Below are 20,956 nucleotides of genomic sequence, written 5' to 3'. Positions count from 1 at the left end.
TAATTACCTATAAAAATTCATTTGGTCAACGTATTCCCATACATGTTCAGGAAGCATTGGCCTTATGTTTTTACCTGCTTTTATTGAGTTTCTAATAAATGTAGAAGAGAGCTCCATTATTGGAGCAGCAACATGATGAATTTTTGGGTGACCATCAAACTGGGTTTCAACAGTTCCTTCAGAAATACGAGGATACACATAAATATCATGACCTTGAAGAATCAATTCATAGTTTTTCCATTTATGGAAACTCTTTAAATTGTCTTCACCCATAATTAAAGCAAACTCATAATCAGGATGTTTTTCTTGTAAGTATGTAAGCGTATTTATAGTGTAATTTGGCTGTGGTAAGTTAAACTCAATATCGCTTGGTTTTAGTTTGGTATAGACTTTTGTGGCACGATATACCATTTCTAAGCGTTGGTGGTTATCTAGTAAAGAACTCTTTTTTTTAAACGGATTGTGAGGTGTAACTACTAACCAAATTTGGTCCAAATCACTATATTCAGCCATGTGGTTGGCAATGGTTAAATGCCCAACATGAATAGGGTTAAACGTACCAAAATAAAGACCTATTTTCATTTTTTATCAATACCTAAATAGTTTGAAACTAGTTTGTATGCTTCGTCTAAAGCTTTGTCTAAATCGTCGTTAACTACAATTTTGTCAAACAATGGTGCAGTTGCCAATTCAGCAGATGCCTTTGCAATACGCATGTTTATTTTGTCGTCACTTTCGGTCTTACGTTTTTTAAGTCTTATTTTAAGTTCGTCAATACTTGGAGGTTTTACAAAAATGGCAAGTGTTTCTTCTGGGAATTTTCGTTTAATGCGTAATCCTCCAGAAACATCAATATCAAAAATAACGTGTTTACCTTTGGCCCAAATACGTTCCACTTCGGTTTTTAAAGTGCCATAAAAATTGTCGCGATACACTTCTTCCCACTCCAAAAACTCATCGTTTTTTATTTTCTTTTTAAAGTCTTCAAAACTTAAAAAATAGTAGTCTTTACCATGTACTTCTTCGCCTCTTTTGGCACGCGAAGTAGCCGAAATAGAAAACTCTAAATCCAACTCTTGCTGTTTAAGCAAATGTCTTACAATAGTGGTTTTTCCTGAGCCAGAAGGCGCTGAAAACACAATAAGTTTACCTTGCTTCATTATAATACGTTTAAGAGTTGTTCTTTAATTTTTTCGAGCTCATCTTTCATTTGAACTACCAGTTTTTGCATTGGTGCATAATTAGATTTTGACCCAATGGTATTGATTTCGCGTCCCATTTCCTGACTGATAAACCCTAATTTTTTACCGTTAGAATCGCTAGATTTTAATGTTTTCAAAAAGTAGTCCAAATGATTGCTTAATCTTACTTTTTCTTCAGTAATGTCAAATTTTTCTATGTAAAATACCAGTTCTTGCTCAAAACGATTTTCGTCAACTTTTTCTTTTATATCAGCAATTCCTTTTTGCAAACGTTCTCTTACTCCTTCAATACGCTCAGGATCCATTTTTATAACTTGCTCCAATAGGTTTGAAATAGTGTTGACACGCTCTATAAAATCGGCTTCCAAAACTTGTCCTTCATCTAATCTGTACTGATAAATTTTTTCTAGGCTGCTATCAATTTCTTTAGCAATTTGACTCCATTCGTCTTCATCAATTTCATCACGTTCAGTAGTCACAGCATCAGGAAGTCTAATAGCCATTTTAAGCATTTCGGTTTCATCACCATCAACAACTTCTTTAAGTTGTTTAATGTATTGTTGCACAACTGTTTTATTGATTTGAGTAGAGGTTTCTTCACCAGTAATTTCCATGTACAACGAAAAATCTATTTTACCTCTTACCAGTTTAGAAGCGATTTGTTTTCTTATCTCAAGTTCCTTTTCTCTGTAAAGCGAAGGCATGCGAGTATTTAAATCTAAATTTTTGCTGTTAAGGGATTTTACCTCTATTGAAATCTTTTTTGTTGGAAGCTGAATTACAGACTTCCCATATCCTGTCATTGATTGTATCATGAACCTACATTTATATAAAAGTTGAGCAAAGGTAAGGAAAAACATATAGTTATGGGTTATTATAAAAAGCGGAATAACTATTATGCTTGCATAACAAAAATCAATAAATTTGTAGAACTTAAAAACCTATGTTATGTATAAAAAACAATTTGAAATTAGATGGAGTGATGTTGATGCCAATAGGCATTTGGCAAATTCTGCTTATGTAAACTTTATGAGTCATACTCGAGTGGCTTTTTTTGAAGATCATGGCTTTTCACTTTCAAACTTAGCTAAGTATGATATTAGTCCTGTAATTTTTTATGAGCACATCTATTATTTTAAAGAAGCGTTTTTAGGCACGCCAATTACTGTAAGCTTAGAAATTATGGGCTTAAGTGACGATGGTATGTTTTTTCAAATAGAGCACAATTTCTACAACCATAAAGGTGAAAACTTAGCTAATTGTGAAATTTTAGGTGCTTGGATTAATTTAAAAACAAGATCGTTAACACCACTTCCTGAAAACTTTAAACAGGAAATGGACACTTTTCCTAAGTCCAAAAACTTTAAGGTTTTAACAAAAGAAGATACTAGAAAGTTCGGTAAAAAGCCAGTAAACCTAAGCTGATGCTTTAGGCTTTTTGGTAACCAAATACACTCCAGTAAAAATTAGAGCAGCAGCTAAGATTTTTACAGTGTTTACAGTATCGCTTCCCATTAGTATTGCAAAAATACCAGCAATTACAGGTTGTATGTACAAAAATGTACTTACTGTTGATGCTCTTAGTTTTGTTAGTGCTAACGGATTTAAAAGATATGTACCAAAAGTTGCGCCTACAATAACAAATAGTATAGAGAAATAGATGTAAGGTGTAAATGTACTAATATCAACACTTAATACTTCATTATACCCAAAAGGTAACACCAAAATAAAACCAAATAAAAACAACCATTTTATAAATGTAAACGGATGGTACTTATTGGTGAGTTTTTTAATGATTATTAAGTAAATACTATAAGACACAGCATTAATAAATACTAAAAAGTTACCTAGCAAAATATTGTCTCCAACAACTTTTGATCGTCCATAAACCGATAGTACAATAGCTCCAGCAAACCCAAGTATAACGCCTAAAATTTTAAGAGAGGTTAATTTTTCGTTCAGCAAAAAAGAAGACAGCACCAAAACCACAATAGGCACAACAGTCATAATTACTGATGCATGTATAGGTGTTGTAAATTCTAAGCCTTTAAAAAAGGTAAGCATATTAAGAGCAATACCAAAAATAGAGGCAAAGAAGAAGGTTAAAAAGTCCTTTTTATCAATTTTTTCTTTAGGAGCGAAGATGCTAAAAATCCAAAAAAGCACAGCAGCTCCTAGTACTCTAAGTAAGATAAATCCAAACGGCTTTACATGTCCTTCATCAATAACATCATTAGCAAAGGTAAAGGTAAGACCATAAATAACTTGAACTATAAAAGCGGCTATCAAAGCCAGAATTCGGCTATTCATGTATTGCTTTTTTTGCAGCCTCAACAGTTTTAGCGCTGTTGCCAATAAAAATCTGATTATTTGCAAGTATCACAGGTCTGCTTAAAAAGGTGTAATGCTCAAGGATGTATTGTTTATAATCTTTTTCAGAAAGATTCATGTCTTTTAAGCCCATTTCTTTATAAAGTTTTGCACGTTTGCTAAACAACGCTTCATAACTACCAGCTAGAGCTTTCATTTCGTCGAGTTGCTTAACAGTTATTTCTTCGGTTTTAATATCCTGTAAGATAAAATCTGAAGGTAGATTAAGCGTTTTTAAAATTCGCACGCAAGTGCTACAAGTTTTTAGGTAGTAAACTTTATTCATGAGTTAACAGTTTTACACTGCAAAGTAAACGGATTTGAAGCAAAAATTAATTACTTTTAAATAAAATTTAAACTATGGAATGGGATTTTGATATTACGTTAAAAAACAGAGCTGTTCTTAAAACCTTTATTGAGAACTACTCCTTAGAAGAGCTCAATAAAGTACCTAAAGGGTTTAAAAACAATATGATTTGGAATATAGCTCACACCATTGCTACTCAACAATTATTGGTGTATAAGCTATCGGGTTTACCAATGATTGTTAACGATGATTTTGTTGAAGCGTTTAGAAAAGGTACAAAACCTGAACGCGATTTAACCCAAGCCGAAGTTGACGAAATAAAAGGATTACTTTTCTCAACTATTGAAAAAACCAAGGAAGATTATAATAACAAAATCTTTCAAACCTTTAATGAATATACAGTAACCACAAAAAACAGGTTAACAAATGTCGAGGAAGCTATTGCTTTTAACAATTACCACGAAGGCTTGCATTTAGGTTATATTTTGGCATTAAAGAAATCTATTTAATGTGAATAGTATTTTAGTACGTAATTGTCTCTTCGAGTAAAATTCTAAATGAATTTTGTATCGAGAAATATTTTTTTGTTAGAAATTTTCTTGTTTTCGATACAAATTCCACTCTTTTTAATCGTGAAATTCAGTCTAACTGACGAAAATAATTATCCGTACTTACTTTATTTAGTTACTCTAAAAGTTTTAAGAATTCACTAATTTCACTGTAAGGTATAGTAAACTCAGTAACACCTTGAGCATAAGCAGCTATTTCGTAGGTATTGTATAAAAAGATGATACCCTCATCACTAAAACCAATATTTTCAGGCATTTTAAAAAACTCGTCAAAAAAGTAATCATCAGTATTTTGGTTTTTAGAGATGTTCAATTCTTTTTCAAGATAAGTTTCAGCAAGCTCAGTAACTTTTGTAGGGTTATTAAAAATATCATCAAAACTGTATAATGCTCCAGTTTTAGGATTAAAATTCAACAAAGTAATAACGCTATTGCCATGAGCTCCACCAGTAAACGTGTAAGAGTCAATTGCAATGGTAATCACGTTTTCAGAGTTGTAAACTACTTCGCCACTTACATTTGCATCCCATTTAATTGAGCTGTCTTCAAATTCTTTTTTAAAATTTATATATCTGTTTTCAAAATCTTTAATTGAAGCTTCTAATGATAATTGTTCGGTATCATCTTCAAAAAAGGCTATGTTTTTTGAAATGGTTTGCTCTATTTCAGAATTTATTTTTGAAGCAATGTCTGATTTGGATGTAACTTTTGGGTAGATAATTTCGATATTAACATGCTCATTGTTTTCAATAGCTGTTTCAGAAAATTCAATAGGAGTTACTTCGTTTTTACAGCTGTAAAAGAGGGTGAATATTACTATAATTAGGCTAAGTTTTTTCACAGGGAAAAGGATTTTGTTAAACATACTATAAAGGTATTACATAGATTTGAATACAACGAATTAAAGGTTAAATTTGTTGTAATTATAAAAATAGAAAGACATTCAGTACTATGAAATTTAATACTAAAACAATACATGGAGGTCAAGAGCATGATCCTGCTTATGGTTCGGTTATGCCTCCAATTTATCAAACATCTACTTACGCACAATCTACTCCTGGAGGACACAAAGGATATGAATATTCAAGAACTCATAACCCAACACGTAATGCGCTTGAAAATGCTTTTGCAAGTATAGAAAATGGAAATCATGGGTTAGCATTTGGGTCTGGTTTGGCAGCTATTGATGCAGTAATTAAGCTTTTAAATCCTGGAGATGAAGTTATCTCAACTAACGATTTGTATGGCGGAAGTTATAGATTGTTTACAAGTGTTTTTGAACGCTTTGGAATAAAATTTCATTTTGTAGGAATGGAAAATGCGTCTAGCATTGAAAGCTACGTAAATGAAAATACAAAGCTTATTTGGGTTGAAACACCTACTAACCCAATGATGAATATTATTGATATTAAAGCAGTATCAGCAATTGCTAAAAAGCACAATTTGCTATTAGCAGTTGATAATACTTTTGCTACACCATATTTACAACAACCTTTAGACTTAGGAGCTGATGTTGTAATGCATTCGGCAACTAAATATCTTGGTGGGCATAGCGATGTTGTTATGGGAGCATTAGTTGTAAAAGATAAAGCGCTTGCTGAAAAACTGTATTTTATACAAAATGCAAGTGGAGCAGTTTGTGGTCCTCAAGATAGCTTTTTGGTGTTAAGAGGCATAAAAACACTACATGTACGTATGCAACGTCATTGCGAAAACGGAAAAGCGGTAGCTGAGTTTTTAGCAAATCATCCTAAAATTGAAAATGTATATTGGCCTGGGTTTAGGAGTCATCCAAACCACGAAGTTGCAAAGTCGCAAATGAAGGATTTTGGAGGAATGGTATCGTTTACCACAAAAGGGAACAATTATGAAGAAGCTATAAAAATTGTTGAGAAATTAAAGGTGTTTACGCTTGCTGAGTCTTTAGGAGGTGTAGAATCTTTAGCTGGACATCCAGCAAGTATGACACATGCTAGTATACCAAAAGAAGAGCGTGAAAAAACAGGAGTAGTTGATTCGTTAATTAGGCTTAGCGTTGGTATTGAAGACGAAGCCGATTTAATTGCCGATTTAGAACAGGCTATAGGTTAACATTTTAAAATGTTTAGGAATCTATTAATTGCAAGTATTTTTTTCTTAACACTTAGTTGTGGTCAAAGAAAGGGAGAATATTATTTTGATTTTGATGAAGTAGATCATTATTCAATATCAATTGATGAAGATGTGTTGTTTGATCTTGAAGAAAGAAATGATTTAAGTGCTAATGAACGTTTGAAAATAGATGTTATTTTAAACAACACACCTGAAAAGTTTCAAGACACATCGTTTATCTCTAAACTTACAAAAATAGGATTTACTAAACACAAAGTAGCTGAAAATAAACACCCAGAATTAAGCGAAATATTTAGAGATAAATCACATAAAGAAGTGTATGTGCTTGATTGTATTTATGTTTATCGTGATGTTTTAATCTTTAAAAAATCAGATTCCATAGTTGGAGTTGCAAAAGTTTGATTTGATTGTTTAAACAGTCAAATCTTAGGAACAAATGTCAATACTTCAGAGTTTGGTCAATCGGGAGATTATGGGAAATTACATAGATTACTAACAGAGTAATAAAAAAAGACCAACAATTACTGTTGGTCTTTTTTATTATATATCTTAAAATGATTAATCTAAGTAGTAAATGTACCCAAAGTTTAACCACACCAACCAGTCGTTGTACTTGTTATATTCTAGTTTGTGGTCTAAACCGTCAATCCAATCACTAAAATAGTATTGCCAACGAAGGTCTAGCATTAAATCGGATAAAGGTGTGAGTTTATATCTAACACCAACACTAGTTACTACAGACCACGCATTGACTTTATCTAAATTAATAGGATATTCAGTATCAGTTGCAGGATCAAACCAATAGGAATAAATATTGTTTTGGTTAAAGATGTTTCCGTCACCATAATCAGTACTTCCTTGTGGACTAGATGAGGTATAATGCGCTCCTAAACTTATAAAGGGAGCAAACCTGTAACTAAACGCTTGAAACGAACGAATACTCAATGGGAAATATTCTAACTGCATACCAACATCAAAATTTTCAGCCACACCACGTTGCGCTCTTAATCTATCAGCATTATCACTAACATTATCTGGTCCTACCCATTCACCATGATGTTGTAGGTTGGTTTTATTCCAAGATATTTCACTACGAAGTTTAAAGTGATCGTTAAAGTAGGTGTCAGTAGAGTAGCAGTTACAGTCTGCTCTGTAGGCAAAATTGATGTAGTGAACTATACCAACACCAATACCTGAGTTTCCAAAATTGGTTTCTTCTTCGTTTCTACTACCAAAATCTGATCTAAATTGAACTGGTCCAACTATAGCACCAATTTCGTGGGAAAAACCTAGTTGAGAAAACACATTATTTACATTTGCAAGAAGAACAAATATAATGGTTAACTGTTTCAAATTAAGCGCCATATGGTTTCTTTTAGTGAGGGCATAGATATCAACAAATATATAAAAACTGCTTTAACTACCAAATAATTAGTGTTTAAGCTATAATTATAATTTAAACGTTCTGATTTATAAGATTGTTACTCACATATTATTTTTTTGAGAATAATAAAAAAATAAGTTGTATTTTTTAGAGATAACGTATCTTTGTGCCTTGAAATTATCAATGCATTATTAAATAAATATATAATGAAAGAAAAAATTGAAGCTTTTTTAGACCTTGTAAAAGAAAGAAATGGTCAAGAACCTGAGTTTTTACAAGCAGTAGAAGAAGTAGCTGAAACAGTTATTCCTTATATTGCTAAACACGATATTTATCATGGAAAAAACATTCTATTAAGAATGGTTGAGCCAGAAAGAGTGGTGACTTTTAGAGTGTGTTGGGTAGATGATTCTGGTGAAATACAAGTAAATAGAGGTTATAGAATTCAAATGAACTCTGCAATTGGTCCTTACAAAGGAGGATTACGTTTTCATCCATCAGTAAATATGAGTATTCTTAAGTTTTTGGCTTTTGAACAAGTATTTAAAAACAGTTTAACAACTCTGCCAATGGGTGGAGGTAAAGGAGGAAGTGATTTTGATCCTAAAGGAAAAAGTGACAACGAAATTATGCGTTTTTGTCATTCTTTTATGAGTGAATTATTCCGTCATATTGGACCTCAAACAGATGTTCCTGCAGGAGATATTGGAGTAGGTGCTAGAGAAATAGGATTCCTTTTTGGAATGTATAAAAAATTAAGAAACGAGTTTACTGGAGTTTTAACAGGAAAAGGAATGTCTTGGGGTGGTTCATTAATTAGACCAGAAGCAACAGGTTACGGTAATGTTTACTTTGCTCAAAGTATGCTTAAAACCAAAGGAGATGATTTTAATGGAAAAACAGTAGTAGTTTCTGGATCTGGTAATGTGGCACAATATGCTGCTGAAAAGGCAACTCAATTAGGAGGAAAAGTAGTGACATTATCAGATTCTTCAGGTTACATTTATGATGAAGAAGGTATCGATGCTTCTAAATTAGCGTTTGTAATGGAGCTTAAAAATGTAAAAAGAGGAAGAATTAGTGAGTATGTTGAGAAATATCCTAACGCTAAATTCTTTAAAGGTGAAACGCCATGGAATGTAAAATGTGATGTTGCTTTACCTTGTGCAACACAAAATGAACTTAATGGTGATGATGCTAAAGCACTATTAAATAACGGTTGCATTTGTGTAAGTGAAGGTGCTAACATGCCATCAACTAAAGAGGCGATTGCAGAATTCCATAAAGCTAAAATATTGTTTGCTCCAGGAAAAGCATCTAACGCAGGAGGTGTTGCAACTTCTGGTTTAGAGATGACTCAAAACTCGTTACGTTACAACTGGACGAGAGATGAAGTAGACAATAAGTTAAAAGAAATTATGGCTAACATACATGAAGCATGTATTGAGTATGGTAAAGATGAAGATGGTTATGTTGACTATGTTAGAGGAGCAAACATTGCAGGTTTTGTAAAAGTTGCTGATGCTATGCTAGCTCAAGGAGTGGTGTAAAAATTTTAAAAATATATTATTAAAAGCTCTCAATTTGAGAGCTTTTTTGTTTACAAATTATATTAATATTTAAAATTTGTCGTTTGTAATAAATATATTTGAAACTTAATTTAAAATATGTTGAAACAAATACTCACATTTTTTATTTCATTTATTACTATCTCAGGCTTTTCGCAAGATTATTCTACTTTATGGGAGCAACATTTTTCATATTATGAGATTAAAGATGTTGATCAAGGAGATAACAAGATTTTTGCTGCATCTGAAAATGCAATATTCACTTATGATTTATTAACAGCTGAGATTGATAACATTACAACCGTAAATGGATTATCTGGGGATAATATTACTACCATACATTACAGTGATGTTTATGATATATTATTAATTGGTTATGAAAATGGGTTGATAGAAGCTGTATTTAATGATAAGAGTGTTTTGTCGGTAGTAGATATATTAGAAAAGGAAACACTGTCTCCTGATGTGAAAAAGATAAATCATTTCAACGAATATGAAGGCTTAGTTTATATATCTACTGATTATGGTATTTCAGTATACGACTTAGAAAGACTTGAGTTTGGAGATACTTATTTTATGGGAAATGGTGGAAGTCAAATTATAGTTAATCAAACCACAATATTTGATGGTAATATTTATGCTGCATGTAGTAGCGGAAATGCTATAAAAAAGGCTAATTTAACAAATCCCAATTTAGTAGATTATCTTCAATGGCAAACTATTAGTGTTGGTAATTTTATAACAATACAGTCAGTAAATGATAAATTATATACTGTTAGGTTGAATAGGGTTGCATATGAGATGATAGATGATGCTTTAATTCAATTAAATACTTATGCTGATTTACCATTAGACACTAAAGTTGTTGATGAATATTTAATTATCACTAGCAGATATGATGTTTTTATTTATGATAGTGATTATAATTTATTGCTTAATATAACAACTAATGATGAATATGATACTTTATTTTCATCGGCAACATTAGTTAACAATAATATTTATATAGGCACAAGTAGTTTTGGAGTTTTAAAAACCACTTTTGAAAACCCTACGGAGTTTGACGTCATTAGGCCTGAAGGTCCTTTAAATAATAATGCTTTTAGAATCCAAGCAGGGAATGGTGATTTGTGGGTGACTTTTGGTGACTATACTTTGTCATATAACCCTGCTCCAGTAAGAAGATATGGCATAAGCCATTTAGTTGATGATTCATGGAGAAATATACCTTTTGATAGTTTGTTAGGAGCAAGAAACTTAAATTATATTGCAATCAATCCATTTAATACAAATCAAGTTTTTATTAGTTCTTATCAAGATGGTATATTAGAAATAAACAATGGAGAGGTAAGTACTTTGCTAGATAATACAAATAGTGGATTAGAATCACTAGTGGTTCCTAACAATCCTAATGCATATAGTATTAGGCAGAGTGGTTCTGTGTTTGATAGATCTGGTGTTATGTGGACGATGACAAGTAGAGTCGATAGACCACTTAAATCTTTCAACCCTAGTTCGGGGCAATGGCAATCATTTAGTTTTGAAGAAATTATTCCAGATGGTTTAAATGATGAGGCTGGATTTAGTGATGTTGTTGTTGATGGAAATGGGACAAAGTGGACGGGAGGTTTTTTTAATGGACTCATTGGGTTTAATGAAAATGGTAATTTAATTAGACAAGTTGATGGTTTAGAGAATAATATGCCTTCTGAAATAGTTAGGGCTTTAGCAATAGATTCAAGGAATCAATTATGGATTGGTACATTTAAGGGCTTAAGAGTGTTGTATAATACTTCTGGTTTTTTTGAGGATCCAGACCCATCTGTTAGTGAGATAGTTATTTTAGAAGACGGTATTCCTCAAGAGTTATTGTCCAACCAGTTTATTTCTGATATAAAGGTAGATGGTTCTGATAATAAGTGGGTAGGAACTTTAACTTCAGGAGTTTTTTACTTTTCTCCTGATGGGCAAGAAACTATTTATCATTTCACAAAAGACAATTCACCATTACCTTCAAATACAATAAACGATATTTCAATAGATGACAAAGACGGTAGAGTTTATATTGCAACAGAGAAAGGAATGGTTTCTTTTCTTTCTGGAGGATCAAAGCCTGAAGATGAGTTAAAAAATGCCTTTGTGTATCCAAACCCTGTTAGGCCTGAATATGATCTTTTAGGGTATAATGATTTAAATAATATTACAAAAGGAGTCAAAATAAAAGGGCTTACTGAAAATGTAAACGTAAAGATTACTGATATTGAGGGCAATTTGGTTGCCGAGGCTCAATCTAACGTTAATCAAAGATCTTCTAACTATAATTTTGCTATTGATGGTGGAACAGGAGTGTGGAATGGTAAAAACCTAGCTAATAATGTTGTTGCAACAGGTGTGTATCTAATTATGATTTCTGATTTAGATTCTTTTGAAACAAAAGTTTTAAAGCTCCTCATTGTAAGATAATCCAATTACACAGTTTATGCTTATAAAAACTAATGTAATTGTTCTTTCAAAACTTAAGTACAGAGATAACGATCTTATTGTAAAATGCTATACCAAGCATAGAGGTTTGGTGAGTTATATTTTAAGAGGTGTTCTCAAATCTAGAAAAGGTAGTGCTAAAACAGCCTATTTTCAACCGTTAACTCAGCTTCAAGTTGAAGAAAACTATCGACCTAATCAATCTCTTCAAACCTTTAAAGAGGTAAAACCTAAGTATGTTTACGAAAGTATAAACACCAATGTTTTAAAAGGGTCTGTTGCTATGTTTTTGTCAGAAGTGTTATCAAATACATTAAAAGAGGAGGAGAAAAATGATTTGTTGTTTGAATATTTAGAGACTACACTACTTTGGTTGGATAATGAAAGTAGTTTTTCAAACTTTCATCTATTATTTTTACTTAATCTAACAAAGCATTTGGGGTTTTATCCTCAACAGTCAAATATTGATAATAAATACTTTAACTTAAGCAGTGGAGAGTTTGAGGTAAACAAGACTAATATGTATTCCATTTCTGGAGAAAATTTAGCGCTCTTAAAACAGCTGTTAGGCATAAATTTTGATGCATTAAATACGATTAAATTAAACTCAAAACAAAGGCAATCGTTTTTAAATATGATATTACTTTATTATGAGTTACACTTAGGAGATTTTAAAAAACCTAAATCGCTAACTGTTTTTAATCAAGTATTTAACTAACTAAAACCAACAAAAAAAAACGTACAATGAAACACAAATTTCTATTTGTATTAATTTGCTTTACTTCATTTTTACAGGCACAACAAATTCAAGTTCTTGAAAAAGGGACAAATTTACCCATTTCTGGAGTTACAATTTATAATTCTGATAAATCAAAATCGGTAATTACTGATATCGATGGATATACGACTTTAAGTCAGTTTGATGATAATGAAACTATCTTTTTTCAAAACTTGTTATATCAAAAACTAAAAACGAGCAAAGCGGAAATAGCAAGTAACAATTTTATTGTGTATTTAACCCAAAACGTTGAAGGGTTGAATGAGGTAGTAGTTTCTGCCTCAAAATTTGAACAAAGCAAGAGAGATATTCCTCAGAAAGTGATTAGTTTTGATGCTGAAAAAATTCAGTTTTCAAATCCACAAACAAGTGCAGATTTGTTGGAAAACACTGGTAATATTTACGTTCAAAAAAGCCAGTTGGGTGGTGGAAGCCCAATGATTAGAGGGTTTTCAACTAATCGATTGCTTATAACAGTTGATGGTGTCAGAATGAATAATGCCATTTTTAGAGGAGGAAATCTTCAAAATGTAATCTCTATTGATCCTTTTTCTATTCAAAATACAGAAGTTAATTTAGGAGCAGGCTCTGTTGTTTATGGTAGCGATGCCATTGGTGGAGTTATGAGTTTTTATACTAAAAAACCTCAGCTTTCGTATTCAGACTCTTTGTTTTTTAAAGCCAATGCAGTAGCAAGATATGCAACAGCAAATAGTGAAAAAACAGGACACCTAGACTTAAATTTCGGACTTAAAAAATGGGCGTTTTTAACAAGCGTAAGTTATACTGATTTTGACGATTTAAGAATGGGAGCTCATGGTCCAGATGAATACATTAGACCTGAATATGTTGAAACCATTAATGGCGAAGACGTTATTGTTGCTAATGATGAACCCTTAGTACAAAAACCAACAGGCTACGATCAAATTAATCTTCTACAAAAAATTAAGTTTCAACCTGAAGATAACCAAAGCTTTGATTTAGGACTGTATTATACTGAAACTTCAGAGTATTCTAGATACGACCGATTAATAAGATATCGAGGAGACAATTTAAGATCTGCCGAATGGAATTACGGACCACAACGTTGGTTCATGGCAAACTTACAGTATACTAAACTGAGTAGTAACTCTAGCTTTTATGATAAAATACAAACGAATGTTGCTTTTCAAAATTTTCAGGAAAGCAGAATTGATAGAGATTTTCAGTCTGTTGAAAGAAATACAACCGAAGAAAGTGTAGATGCTATATCTTTTAACCTTGATCTTGAAAAGCAGTTGGGTTCAAAAACAGAATTGTTTTATGGTGTAGAATACGTTTACAATAAAATTAATTCTGAAGGAAATACATACAACATAGAAACCTACGAGACTGCTAACGTTGTGTCAAGATATCCTGATGGTTCCGATTGGCAATCTATGGCAGCTTACTCAAGTTTGAAATATAAACCTAATCCTAAATTTGTTTTCCAAACAGGAGTGCGTTATAATCATATTATTTCAAATGCTGATTTTACTGAAAACAATCAGTTTTTGAACCTTCCGTTTAATGAATCAAAAATCAATGCAGGAGCATTTACTGGGACAGCAGGAATAAGCTGGATACCAAACGAAACCATCCAATGGAAATTAAATGCCTCTTCGGCTTTTAGAGCTCCAAATATGGATGACATTGGTAAGGTGTTTGACTCTGAACCTGGTTCAGTAGTTGTGCCTAATAACAATTTAAAACCAGAGTATGCTTATGGTGGTGAACTTGGGCTTAATTTAAATTTTGATCAAACATTTATTATTGATCTTTCAACGTATTATACCTATTTAGATAATGCACTTGTGCGAAGAGACTTTAATATTAATGGTGAAACTGAAATAGAGTATAATGGTGAATTAAGTAATGTGCAAGCTATTCAAAACGCATCTAAAGCTTGGATTTATGGTTTTGAAGCAGGAGCTCAACTTAATTTTTCTGAAAAGTTTAAACTAACCACACAATATAATATAATAGGAGGAACAGAAGAAGATAATGGTATTGAAGTTCCTGTAAGACATGCTGCTCCAAACTTTGGAAACACGCATTTAGTTTGGCAAAATGATAAGTTACAGTTAGACGCATTTGCTGTTTATAACAATGAGTTGTCATTTAATCAATTGGCGCCTTCTGAATCTGAAAAAGATTACATCTATGCTTTGGATGCTAACGGAAATCCTTATTCGCCTTCTTGGTATACTCTTAATTTAAGAACTAAGTATAAGATTACTGATGCAGCAACACTAATAGCGAGTTTAGAAAACATTACAGACCAACGTTATAAAACATATTCATCAGGTATTGCTTCTGCTGGAAGAAATTTAATTCTGTCCTTGATGTACACATTATAAATAAAAAAGCCTCCAACTTAGGAGGCTTTTTTGTGTGATGATTATTTTATTTTCGTTTCACTGCTTTCTTAGTAATTACTTGTCCGTTTGACAATGTTACTTTAGCCAAATAGGTGGCTTGACTTAAAGCCGAAAGGTTATAAATTTCTGAATTGCTATTACCATTAAAGTTGTATAGCGTTCTTCCTAAAAGATCAATAATTTCAACATGTTCAATAGTAATATTTGCACCTATAGTGAATTTAACATCATTATCGTTAAGCTCAATGATTGTTAAATCTTTAGGGCTAATATCTTTATCGTCAATTGATAGCGCTTCTGGCATAAATACAATTTCAAAACGCTCATTAAACTCACCAGCTTCAGATGTAAAAGTATAATCAGTTTCTGATAGGTTGTGAGTGATATTTAATAATTTATCTTTTACATAAATAGTATTAGTGGTTAAAAACTCACCTTCTAGTTTTGAGATAGTTAAGGTATAAATTGTAGGTGTATTTATTAATGTACTAAATCCTAAAGGAATTACTTCGTTTAAGGTTAAACTCTCTGGCGCTCTTCCTTGAATGGTGTACTTTTTATCAGAACCTTCAATAATTGAATACATCACAGCATTAACGTTTGGCGAAGCCATAGGAGCATCAAAATACATTTTATCCAAACCGTTAGTTGCATTGTCGACATAACCTACTAAAATTTGATTAAACACTCCATTATCAGTTGTTAGATCTAACCATAATTTATTAAGTGTGTTAGTTGTGTTTTGTCTAAAGAATTGAGAGTTATCGTTGGTTCCTCTTACACGCATTGAATTATTAAAAACAACACGTTTTCTTTGTATATCTCCTGCTTGTGCTGTTGGGTTTGAAACATACTCAGTAGTAGGAGCAGTATCAGACATTGCAATAAAAAATGCTTGACCTGAAGGAATCATTCTATTTGTTGGGTCACTGCCATCTCCACCAGCACTAGTAGCTGTTTCTCCTACACCATTAATGATAGCATAATCACTTTGAGAAAAGTTTAGCTGCTCATTACCGCTTGTATTGCCATCAGGAGGAGTGTTTTGTGACCATAAGTAAATAGCTCCATCAACAACTCTGTTAGTGGCAGTGCCTATATCTGCATTGTAATTTAAAAATGCATCAGCACTTATGGCAGAAGGATATGGGTTTCCAAGTAAATTCCAGTTATTATCGTTGGTTTCCTCATCATTTCTATACATCCAAACTTCAATAACACCATTATTAAAAAGACCTCTAAAAGAATAAGTAAATTGACAGTTAGGACCATTATTACAAGGAAGTGCACTAAATAAGCCAGAATCGTGAGTTGAAGCGTATCCAACACCAGGAGTCATAAAATCACTATTGTTTGTTTGTTGCCAATCGTACCCTGTACCATCAGCAAATGAGCTTGGATCATCTATATTGTCTTGACCAATTATAAATGTGTTAGTATTGTTAATTTCTTGATTAGAATCTCTATAGTCTTGGGCACTAAATTTAAAACGCCTGTTACTCGAAGCATCTACTAAAGCATCTCCAATAGTTTCTTCAAAAACAGGAGAACTCCAGTAGGTGTATTCATACCAGTTATCCATCATTGCAGTTCTCTTATTAACTTGAATATTGTCAGGATTATCGGCAGTTACTAAACCATCATCATTAATTTGTACAAAAGCACCTTGAGGATGAACTAATATTGAAGCTGTACCATTTAGTATAAGATCATTACCAACTTCTACATACGTGTTAACACCACCATTGTTAGCATCCGCAATAATAAGTTCTGCATCATTAATGATTAAATTACAAGCCTCAAAGCTTGTTTCTCCATTAACGTTTACACTAGTATTATAATCGGCATTTAAAATTGCAGTCTTATTAGAAGCAGGAGCAGATGACCAGTTTGTTCCGTCCCATATTGCTGTTTCAGCACTTATTTTAACAGCATTACTAGCTGTATAACAAGTGCTAGAATTTTCCCTAACTTGACAATAGAATTGATAATCAATATAAGTAATTGGGTTAATTATATCTAGTGTTGCTGATGTTGAATCATTATTAAAATCGACATTATTAGGAACAACAACAAAAGTAGTAGCGTTTGGTGCAAGGTAGTACCATTGATAACTTAAAGGTAGACCTCCTGCAACACCTTCAGAGCCATTTACTGTAAGTTGAATGGAGTTATTACAGTCAAAAGTAGGTGTGTTTAATACAGAAACTGTTGGTGGAATTCCTAAAGAAAAATCAAATAGCCCAATGTCTACATAATCAGAATCAGAACAACCAGTCCAGTCAATCATATCCCAATCATTAATGTCAAATGTGCTAGAGGGCAATGGTGTAGCATTGTTTTGTCTTCTAAAATTAACACCATCACCGCCAATACCTAGTCCATTAGCCCATGTGCCACTTCCATAAACTCCAAAGGCATCAATAATAGAAGTTGTTGAAATTTTGTAAAGTGCAATCATATCAGAGCTATTATTGTCAAAATTAATTCCACTTGATGTACCAAAAGTTTGGTTAGGGGTTACACTTAAATTATTTAATGGACTACAAGATGTTGTCCCAAGCGCTACAACATAAACGCTACCAGATGCTAGATTGCCAGATAATGCGTTTGAACTAGAAGGACTTGCATTACCATTATTGTATACATTTATACTATAATCTGATAAATTTATTGTGCCTGATGTACCATTAAAAATCTCAACATAGGATGAACTTCCACTTGTTGCATCTGTAACCTCGCTTATAAATAAATCATTTGGAATTGTTGATGACAGAGCAGTTTCACAACCACTAATTGCATTATCAATAAAAGTAAAAGTATTTGTAGAAGAACAGCCAGTTGGAAACTGAACAACTAAATTTCCTGATGCTGCACCAGTAGGTACTAAAACAACAAGCTCAGTAGAAGTTGAAGAAACCGTCGTCATAAGTAAGCCATTTAATTCAGCGTAGGCTCCAGTTAAATCTTCAGCAGAAGTGATGGTCACTTCAGTATTTTCAGGGCCTTCAATTGGCCAAATAGAACTAACTAAAGTTGCTGTGCATACTCCTGTGCCTTCAATATCAAAAGTATAAGGGTTCTCGTCGCTATCAGAATTAATTATGCTCACAGTAGCTGTTCTTGTTCCATCAGCAGTAGGAGAAAATTCTATTCTAAATTCAGAATCAGAAGATGATGCTATAGAGGTATTAGGTTGTAGGGTTACTGTAAAATCACTAGCGTTTGCACCTGTAATTTCAACGATAGGTGCTCCAGTAAGGTTTAAAGCAGTTGCTCCAATATTTTCTACAAAATAGCTTTTTTCAGCACTAGTTGACCCTACATTTGTTGAGCCAAATAATGTGTTGTTTAAGCCATAAGGAGCGTTAAAGCCGTTTGGTATAGTAATATTATTACCTTTTACATTTATTTCAGCATTTGTTGGTTGAATAACATTAATGGTGTAATCTTCAACTTCACCAAAACTAAAATATTCACAAGGTGTAGCATAAGATTCTCCATCATCTGATTTTGCACTTACTCTCATTCTTATATTTCCAAGTGCAGCGTTTGTAGGAACGGTAATAGATAAAGGAGATAAAGATGGTTGGGCGTTTGCACTATTGGTGGTTGTTCCTAATTCAAATGCTTCGTTTCCGGAATTATTAAAAGTTCCGTCCTGATTCCAATCTATCCAAACTTTTACATAAGACGTATGATTGCCAGAAGTATTAACATTAACACTTAAATTATAACTATCACCTAAAGTCAAATTGGTTGTAATTGCTGTGTAATCTGAATAACTATTAGTAGAAACAGTTGAGTTATCAATAGTGTTTAGATTAACATTTAAAATACCAGACGCATTAGTTCCACCATCAGAACTACAATATGTTAACGCAGGTACTGAACAAACTTCTACACCTTCAGACCAAGTTGTGCCTCTTCTTATAAATACTTTAAAGCAATAATTTAAGCCATCAACTAAACCAGTAACTGATTTATTGGTAACATTTGCTGTTGTTTCGTAAACAAGCTGATTAGGTGTAGAATAAATATCATTGTCAGCTCCTGAATAAGCTGAGCCATCACCTGTTGGAGTAAAGGTAACTGAACCTTGGTTAGCTACTATTATTAATTGATCCCAACAAGAAGTAGGTGTTGGATTATTCCAACTTAAATTGACTTGGTTAGTAAGTGGTGTAGCAGTTAGGTTGCTAATATCTCCCTGAGCAATACCATTGGTAACAGTACTTCCACCTGTGTCTCCACTTGCCCATCCAGTAAGTGATTCGCCAACATAAGAATATACTGTAAACGAATAATTATTATTCTCAGTTAATCCTGTAATAGTAGCAGATGTAGCATTACCTTTATAAACGACGCGACCTAATGAAGCAGGTGTTACAGGAGTAGCTAATGAAAAATCTGAATTAGCAGTATAAGTGTTAGCGTCAGTTTTGGTTCCTGCAGGATCGGTTCCTCCGTCGATTGCAAAAACAACATAACCTGTTGGAGTAGTTCCTGTAGCTGGAGGTGTCCAGCTTAAAATAACGCTATTATCTTCAAAACAACCTGAAATACTAGTAACGTTATTTGGATTAGGATTAGAAAGATTTAAAGTGGCACTGTTTGATGTTGTTGAACCACAAGCATTACTTAATACACATCTGTAAAGATTACCATCCATTGTCGCGTTTGTAGTTCCAGTAGTATAGGTGTTAGTTGTAGCTCCAGTACCATCTGTTACATTATTCCAACCCGAACCAGAGTTAACTTCCCATTGGTATGTTGTAGCATTACTTGAAGCAACAGAGAATGTTGCTGTATTTGGTATTATAGCATTTTGATCGGTTGGTTGTGTAGTTATATTAGGAGCAGTAATTCCTGTACCAGTTAAAATGCTTGTAGCATCATCGGTTATTGTTGTGCTACTTATTGTTAAAGTAGCTGTTTGCGCTCCAATAGCAGTAGGAGTAAATGTAACATCATAGGTGGCTGTACTAGAAGGAGCAATAGTAGTTGAAGATAAATTGCTTACTACAAACTGAGGGTCATCTGAAACCACATTAACATCAACAGCAGGCACAGCACCATTATTGGTTATTGTATACTGTAGTGTTGAAGCAGATGTATTTAAACAAGATGAGCCATGATCTGTAGCAGCGCCAGAAATTGTTAAGTCTGGTAGGACTGCAGAAGTCCATGAAACATCATCAATGACAATTTGTCTGTCTCCAATAGATCTAAACTCTATTAAAACAGCGCCAGTTTCATTAGCTGTAAACGTTCTTGTATATTCAGGACCTTCAGCATCTAAAGTGTAATTGTCATAAATAGATCCGTTTACATATACTTCTATAGTTCTATCAGCAGCGGTACCACCAGTAAAATACGATCTAACGCTATATGTTAAATCACCAACTCCATTTGCGTTTGAAGTCGCTGAAACAAGTCTTGTTCCATTACTAGTTCTTCCAAAACCAACGGAATTTCCTGTTATGTTATATGTAGAATTTACTAATCTAGCTCCATAATAAGTCCAGACTAGACCATTATCGCCAGTGTATGATCCAGAATCGTATGAATTTCCAGGAGCAGTTAAATTAGTAAAACTTTCAGAACCTTGCCCAAACCCAGTTGCGGTTAGGCATAAAAATACTATTAATACGAGGGAGTATTTCTTTTTCATAAAGGGAAAAAATTATATAACGCTAAAAAACAAGCAGTAAATATAAGCTAAATTACTTAATTTTCAAGGGGTTGAGTTTTCGGTTTTATTAACAAATTGTTACTATTTTTGT

At 32.9% G+C, this 20,956-nt stretch carries 16 protein-coding genes; 8 read left to right on the top strand and 8 right to left on the bottom strand.

All coding sequences use genetic code 11. The features are described 5' to 3' along the window. Nucleotides 1–3: 3 nt before the first annotated feature. The 3 genes from nadD to OD803_RS03320 are packed head-to-tail and all read right to left on the bottom strand — an operon-like array spanning nucleotide 4 to nucleotide 2,017. Nucleotides 4–582, bottom strand: a complete 579-nt coding sequence (gene nadD, locus OD803_RS03330; RefSeq protein WP_262732344.1) for a nicotinate (nicotinamide) nucleotide adenylyltransferase — start codon at nucleotides 580–582, stop codon at nucleotides 4–6. Further along, nucleotides 579–1,160, bottom strand: coding sequence for a guanylate kinase (gene gmk, locus OD803_RS03325; protein ID WP_134198431.1), 582 nt, complete (start codon nucleotides 1,158–1,160; stop codon nucleotides 579–581). Before gmk ends, nadD begins: the two co-directional genes overlap by 4 nt. Then, nucleotides 1,160–2,017: a YicC/YloC family endoribonuclease gene (locus OD803_RS03320; RefSeq protein WP_129759630.1), complete on the bottom strand. Its 858-nt coding sequence runs from the start codon at nucleotides 2,015–2,017 to the stop codon at nucleotides 1,160–1,162. Before OD803_RS03320 ends, gmk begins: the two co-directional genes overlap by 1 nt. Before the next feature lie 133 nt (nucleotides 2,018–2,150). Between OD803_RS03320 and OD803_RS03315 the strand changes: the two genes are divergently transcribed. After that, entirely contained in the window at nucleotides 2,151–2,627 is a 477-nt protein-coding gene (locus OD803_RS03315; RefSeq protein WP_131506267.1) for an acyl-CoA thioesterase, read from the top strand. On the opposite strand, the gene OD803_RS03310 is transcribed toward OD803_RS03315, so the two are convergent. Together OD803_RS03310 and OD803_RS03305 are read right to left on the bottom strand one after the other, a co-directional pair. After that, entirely contained in the window at nucleotides 2,619–3,512 is an 894-nt protein-coding gene (locus tag OD803_RS03310; RefSeq protein ID WP_262732343.1) for a DMT family transporter, read from the bottom strand. The genes OD803_RS03315 and OD803_RS03310 overlap by 9 nt on opposite strands. Then, on the bottom strand, nucleotides 3,505–3,858 hold the full coding sequence (locus OD803_RS03305) for an arsenate reductase family protein (protein WP_262732342.1): 354 nt from the start codon (nucleotides 3,856–3,858) through the stop codon (nucleotides 3,505–3,507). The genes OD803_RS03310 and OD803_RS03305 overlap by 8 nt, the downstream gene beginning before the upstream one ends. 74 nt (nucleotides 3,859–3,932) lie before the next feature. On the opposite strand from OD803_RS03305, the gene OD803_RS03300 reads away from it, so the two are divergent. Then, nucleotides 3,933–4,388, top strand: a complete 456-nt coding sequence (locus OD803_RS03300; RefSeq protein WP_131506264.1) for a DinB family protein — start codon at nucleotides 3,933–3,935, stop codon at nucleotides 4,386–4,388. A 175-nt stretch (nucleotides 4,389–4,563) separates the two neighbouring features. Here OD803_RS03300 and OD803_RS03295 read toward each other — a convergent pair whose 3' ends face one another. Then, nucleotides 4,564–5,289 carry a DUF3298 and DUF4163 domain-containing protein gene (locus OD803_RS03295; RefSeq protein WP_262732341.1) on the bottom strand — a complete coding sequence of 242 codons (726 nt, stop codon included), beginning with the start codon at nucleotides 5,287–5,289 and terminating at the stop codon, nucleotides 4,564–4,566. A 71-nt stretch (nucleotides 5,290–5,360) separates the two neighbouring features. Between OD803_RS03295 and OD803_RS03290 the strand changes: the two genes are divergently transcribed. Further along, on the top strand, nucleotides 5,361–6,539 hold the full coding sequence (locus OD803_RS03290; protein ID WP_262732527.1) for a cystathionine gamma-synthase: 1,179 nt from the start codon (nucleotides 5,361–5,363) through the stop codon (nucleotides 6,537–6,539). Between the two features lie 9 nt (nucleotides 6,540–6,548). After that, nucleotides 6,549–6,962, top strand: a complete 414-nt coding sequence (locus OD803_RS03285; RefSeq protein WP_262732340.1) for a hypothetical protein — start codon at nucleotides 6,549–6,551, stop codon at nucleotides 6,960–6,962. Between the two features lie 156 nt (nucleotides 6,963–7,118). Here the strand turns inward: OD803_RS03285 and OD803_RS03280 are convergent, their stop codons facing one another. Continuing rightward, nucleotides 7,119–7,925, bottom strand: coding sequence for a THC0290_0291 family protein (locus OD803_RS03280; RefSeq protein WP_262732339.1), 807 nt, complete (start codon nucleotides 7,923–7,925; stop codon nucleotides 7,119–7,121). 225 nt (nucleotides 7,926–8,150) lie between these two features. Between OD803_RS03280 and gdhA the strand changes: the two genes are divergently transcribed. The 4 genes from gdhA (at nucleotide 8,151) to OD803_RS03260 (ending at nucleotide 15,149) form a co-directional block, all read left to right on the top strand. After that, a complete protein-coding gene (gene gdhA, locus OD803_RS03275) occupies nucleotides 8,151–9,494 on the top strand; it encodes an NADP-specific glutamate dehydrogenase (RefSeq protein WP_129759622.1) in 1,344 nt (447 codons plus the stop codon). Nucleotides 9,495–9,611: 117 nt separating this feature from the next. Beyond that, nucleotides 9,612–11,975: a type IX secretion system anionic LPS delivery protein PorZ gene (porZ, locus tag OD803_RS03270; RefSeq protein WP_262732338.1), complete on the top strand. Its 2,364-nt coding sequence runs from the start codon at nucleotides 9,612–9,614 to the stop codon at nucleotides 11,973–11,975. Between the two features lie 16 nt (nucleotides 11,976–11,991). Then, nucleotides 11,992–12,711, top strand: coding sequence for a DNA repair protein RecO (recO, locus tag OD803_RS03265; protein ID WP_262732337.1), 720 nt, complete (start codon nucleotides 11,992–11,994; stop codon nucleotides 12,709–12,711). Nucleotides 12,712–12,737: 26 nt separating this feature from the next. Next, entirely contained in the window at nucleotides 12,738–15,149 is a 2,412-nt protein-coding gene (locus OD803_RS03260) for a TonB-dependent receptor (protein WP_262732336.1), read from the top strand. 46 nt (nucleotides 15,150–15,195) lie between these two features. On the opposite strand, the gene OD803_RS03255 is transcribed toward OD803_RS03260, so the two are convergent. Beyond that, a complete protein-coding gene (locus OD803_RS03255; RefSeq protein ID WP_262732335.1) occupies nucleotides 15,196–20,844 on the bottom strand; it encodes a GEVED domain-containing protein in 5,649 nt (1,882 codons plus the stop codon). Nucleotides 20,845–20,956: the final 112 nt, after the last annotated feature.

This window comes from Gaetbulibacter sp. NE (genome assembly GCF_025548475.1).
GTDB lineage: Bacteria > Bacteroidota > Bacteroidia > Flavobacteriales > Flavobacteriaceae > Gaetbulibacter_B > Gaetbulibacter_B jejuensis.
The sequence above is the reverse complement of the archived record's forward strand: the minus strand, read 5'-3'. Positions and strand labels throughout refer to the sequence as shown.

Excerpts from the sequence above, each read along its gene's own strand:
- nadD (WP_262732344.1), bottom strand. The coding sequence starts at position 582 with ATGAAAATAGGTCTTTATTTTGGTACGTTTAACCCTATTCATGTTGGG.
- gmk (WP_134198431.1), bottom strand. The coding sequence starts at position 1,160 with ATGAAGCAAGGTAAACTTATTGTGTTTTCAGCGCCTTCTGGCTCAGGA.
- OD803_RS03320 (WP_129759630.1), bottom strand. The coding sequence starts at position 2,017 with ATGATACAATCAATGACAGGATATGGGAAGTCTGTAATTCAGCTTCCA.
- OD803_RS03315 (WP_131506267.1), top strand. The coding sequence starts at position 2,151 with ATGTATAAAAAACAATTTGAAATTAGATGGAGTGATGTTGATGCCAAT.
- OD803_RS03310 (WP_262732343.1), bottom strand. The coding sequence starts at position 3,512 with ATGAATAGCCGAATTCTGGCTTTGATAGCCGCTTTTATAGTTCAAGTT.
- OD803_RS03305 (WP_262732342.1), bottom strand. The coding sequence starts at position 3,858 with ATGAATAAAGTTTACTACCTAAAAACTTGTAGCACTTGCGTGCGAATT.
- OD803_RS03300 (WP_131506264.1), top strand. The coding sequence starts at position 3,933 with ATGGAATGGGATTTTGATATTACGTTAAAAAACAGAGCTGTTCTTAAA.
- OD803_RS03285 (WP_262732340.1), top strand. The coding sequence starts at position 6,549 with ATGTTTAGGAATCTATTAATTGCAAGTATTTTTTTCTTAACACTTAGT.
- OD803_RS03280 (WP_262732339.1), bottom strand. The coding sequence starts at position 7,925 with ATGGCGCTTAATTTGAAACAGTTAACCATTATATTTGTTCTTCTTGCA.
- gdhA (WP_129759622.1), top strand. The coding sequence starts at position 8,151 with ATGAAAGAAAAAATTGAAGCTTTTTTAGACCTTGTAAAAGAAAGAAAT.
- porZ (WP_262732338.1), top strand. The coding sequence starts at position 9,612 with ATGTTGAAACAAATACTCACATTTTTTATTTCATTTATTACTATCTCA.
- recO (WP_262732337.1), top strand. The coding sequence starts at position 11,992 with ATGCTTATAAAAACTAATGTAATTGTTCTTTCAAAACTTAAGTACAGA.
- OD803_RS03260 (WP_262732336.1), top strand. The coding sequence starts at position 12,738 with ATGAAACACAAATTTCTATTTGTATTAATTTGCTTTACTTCATTTTTA.
- OD803_RS03255 (WP_262732335.1), bottom strand. The coding sequence starts at position 20,844 with ATGAAAAAGAAATACTCCCTCGTATTAATAGTATTTTTATGCCTAACC.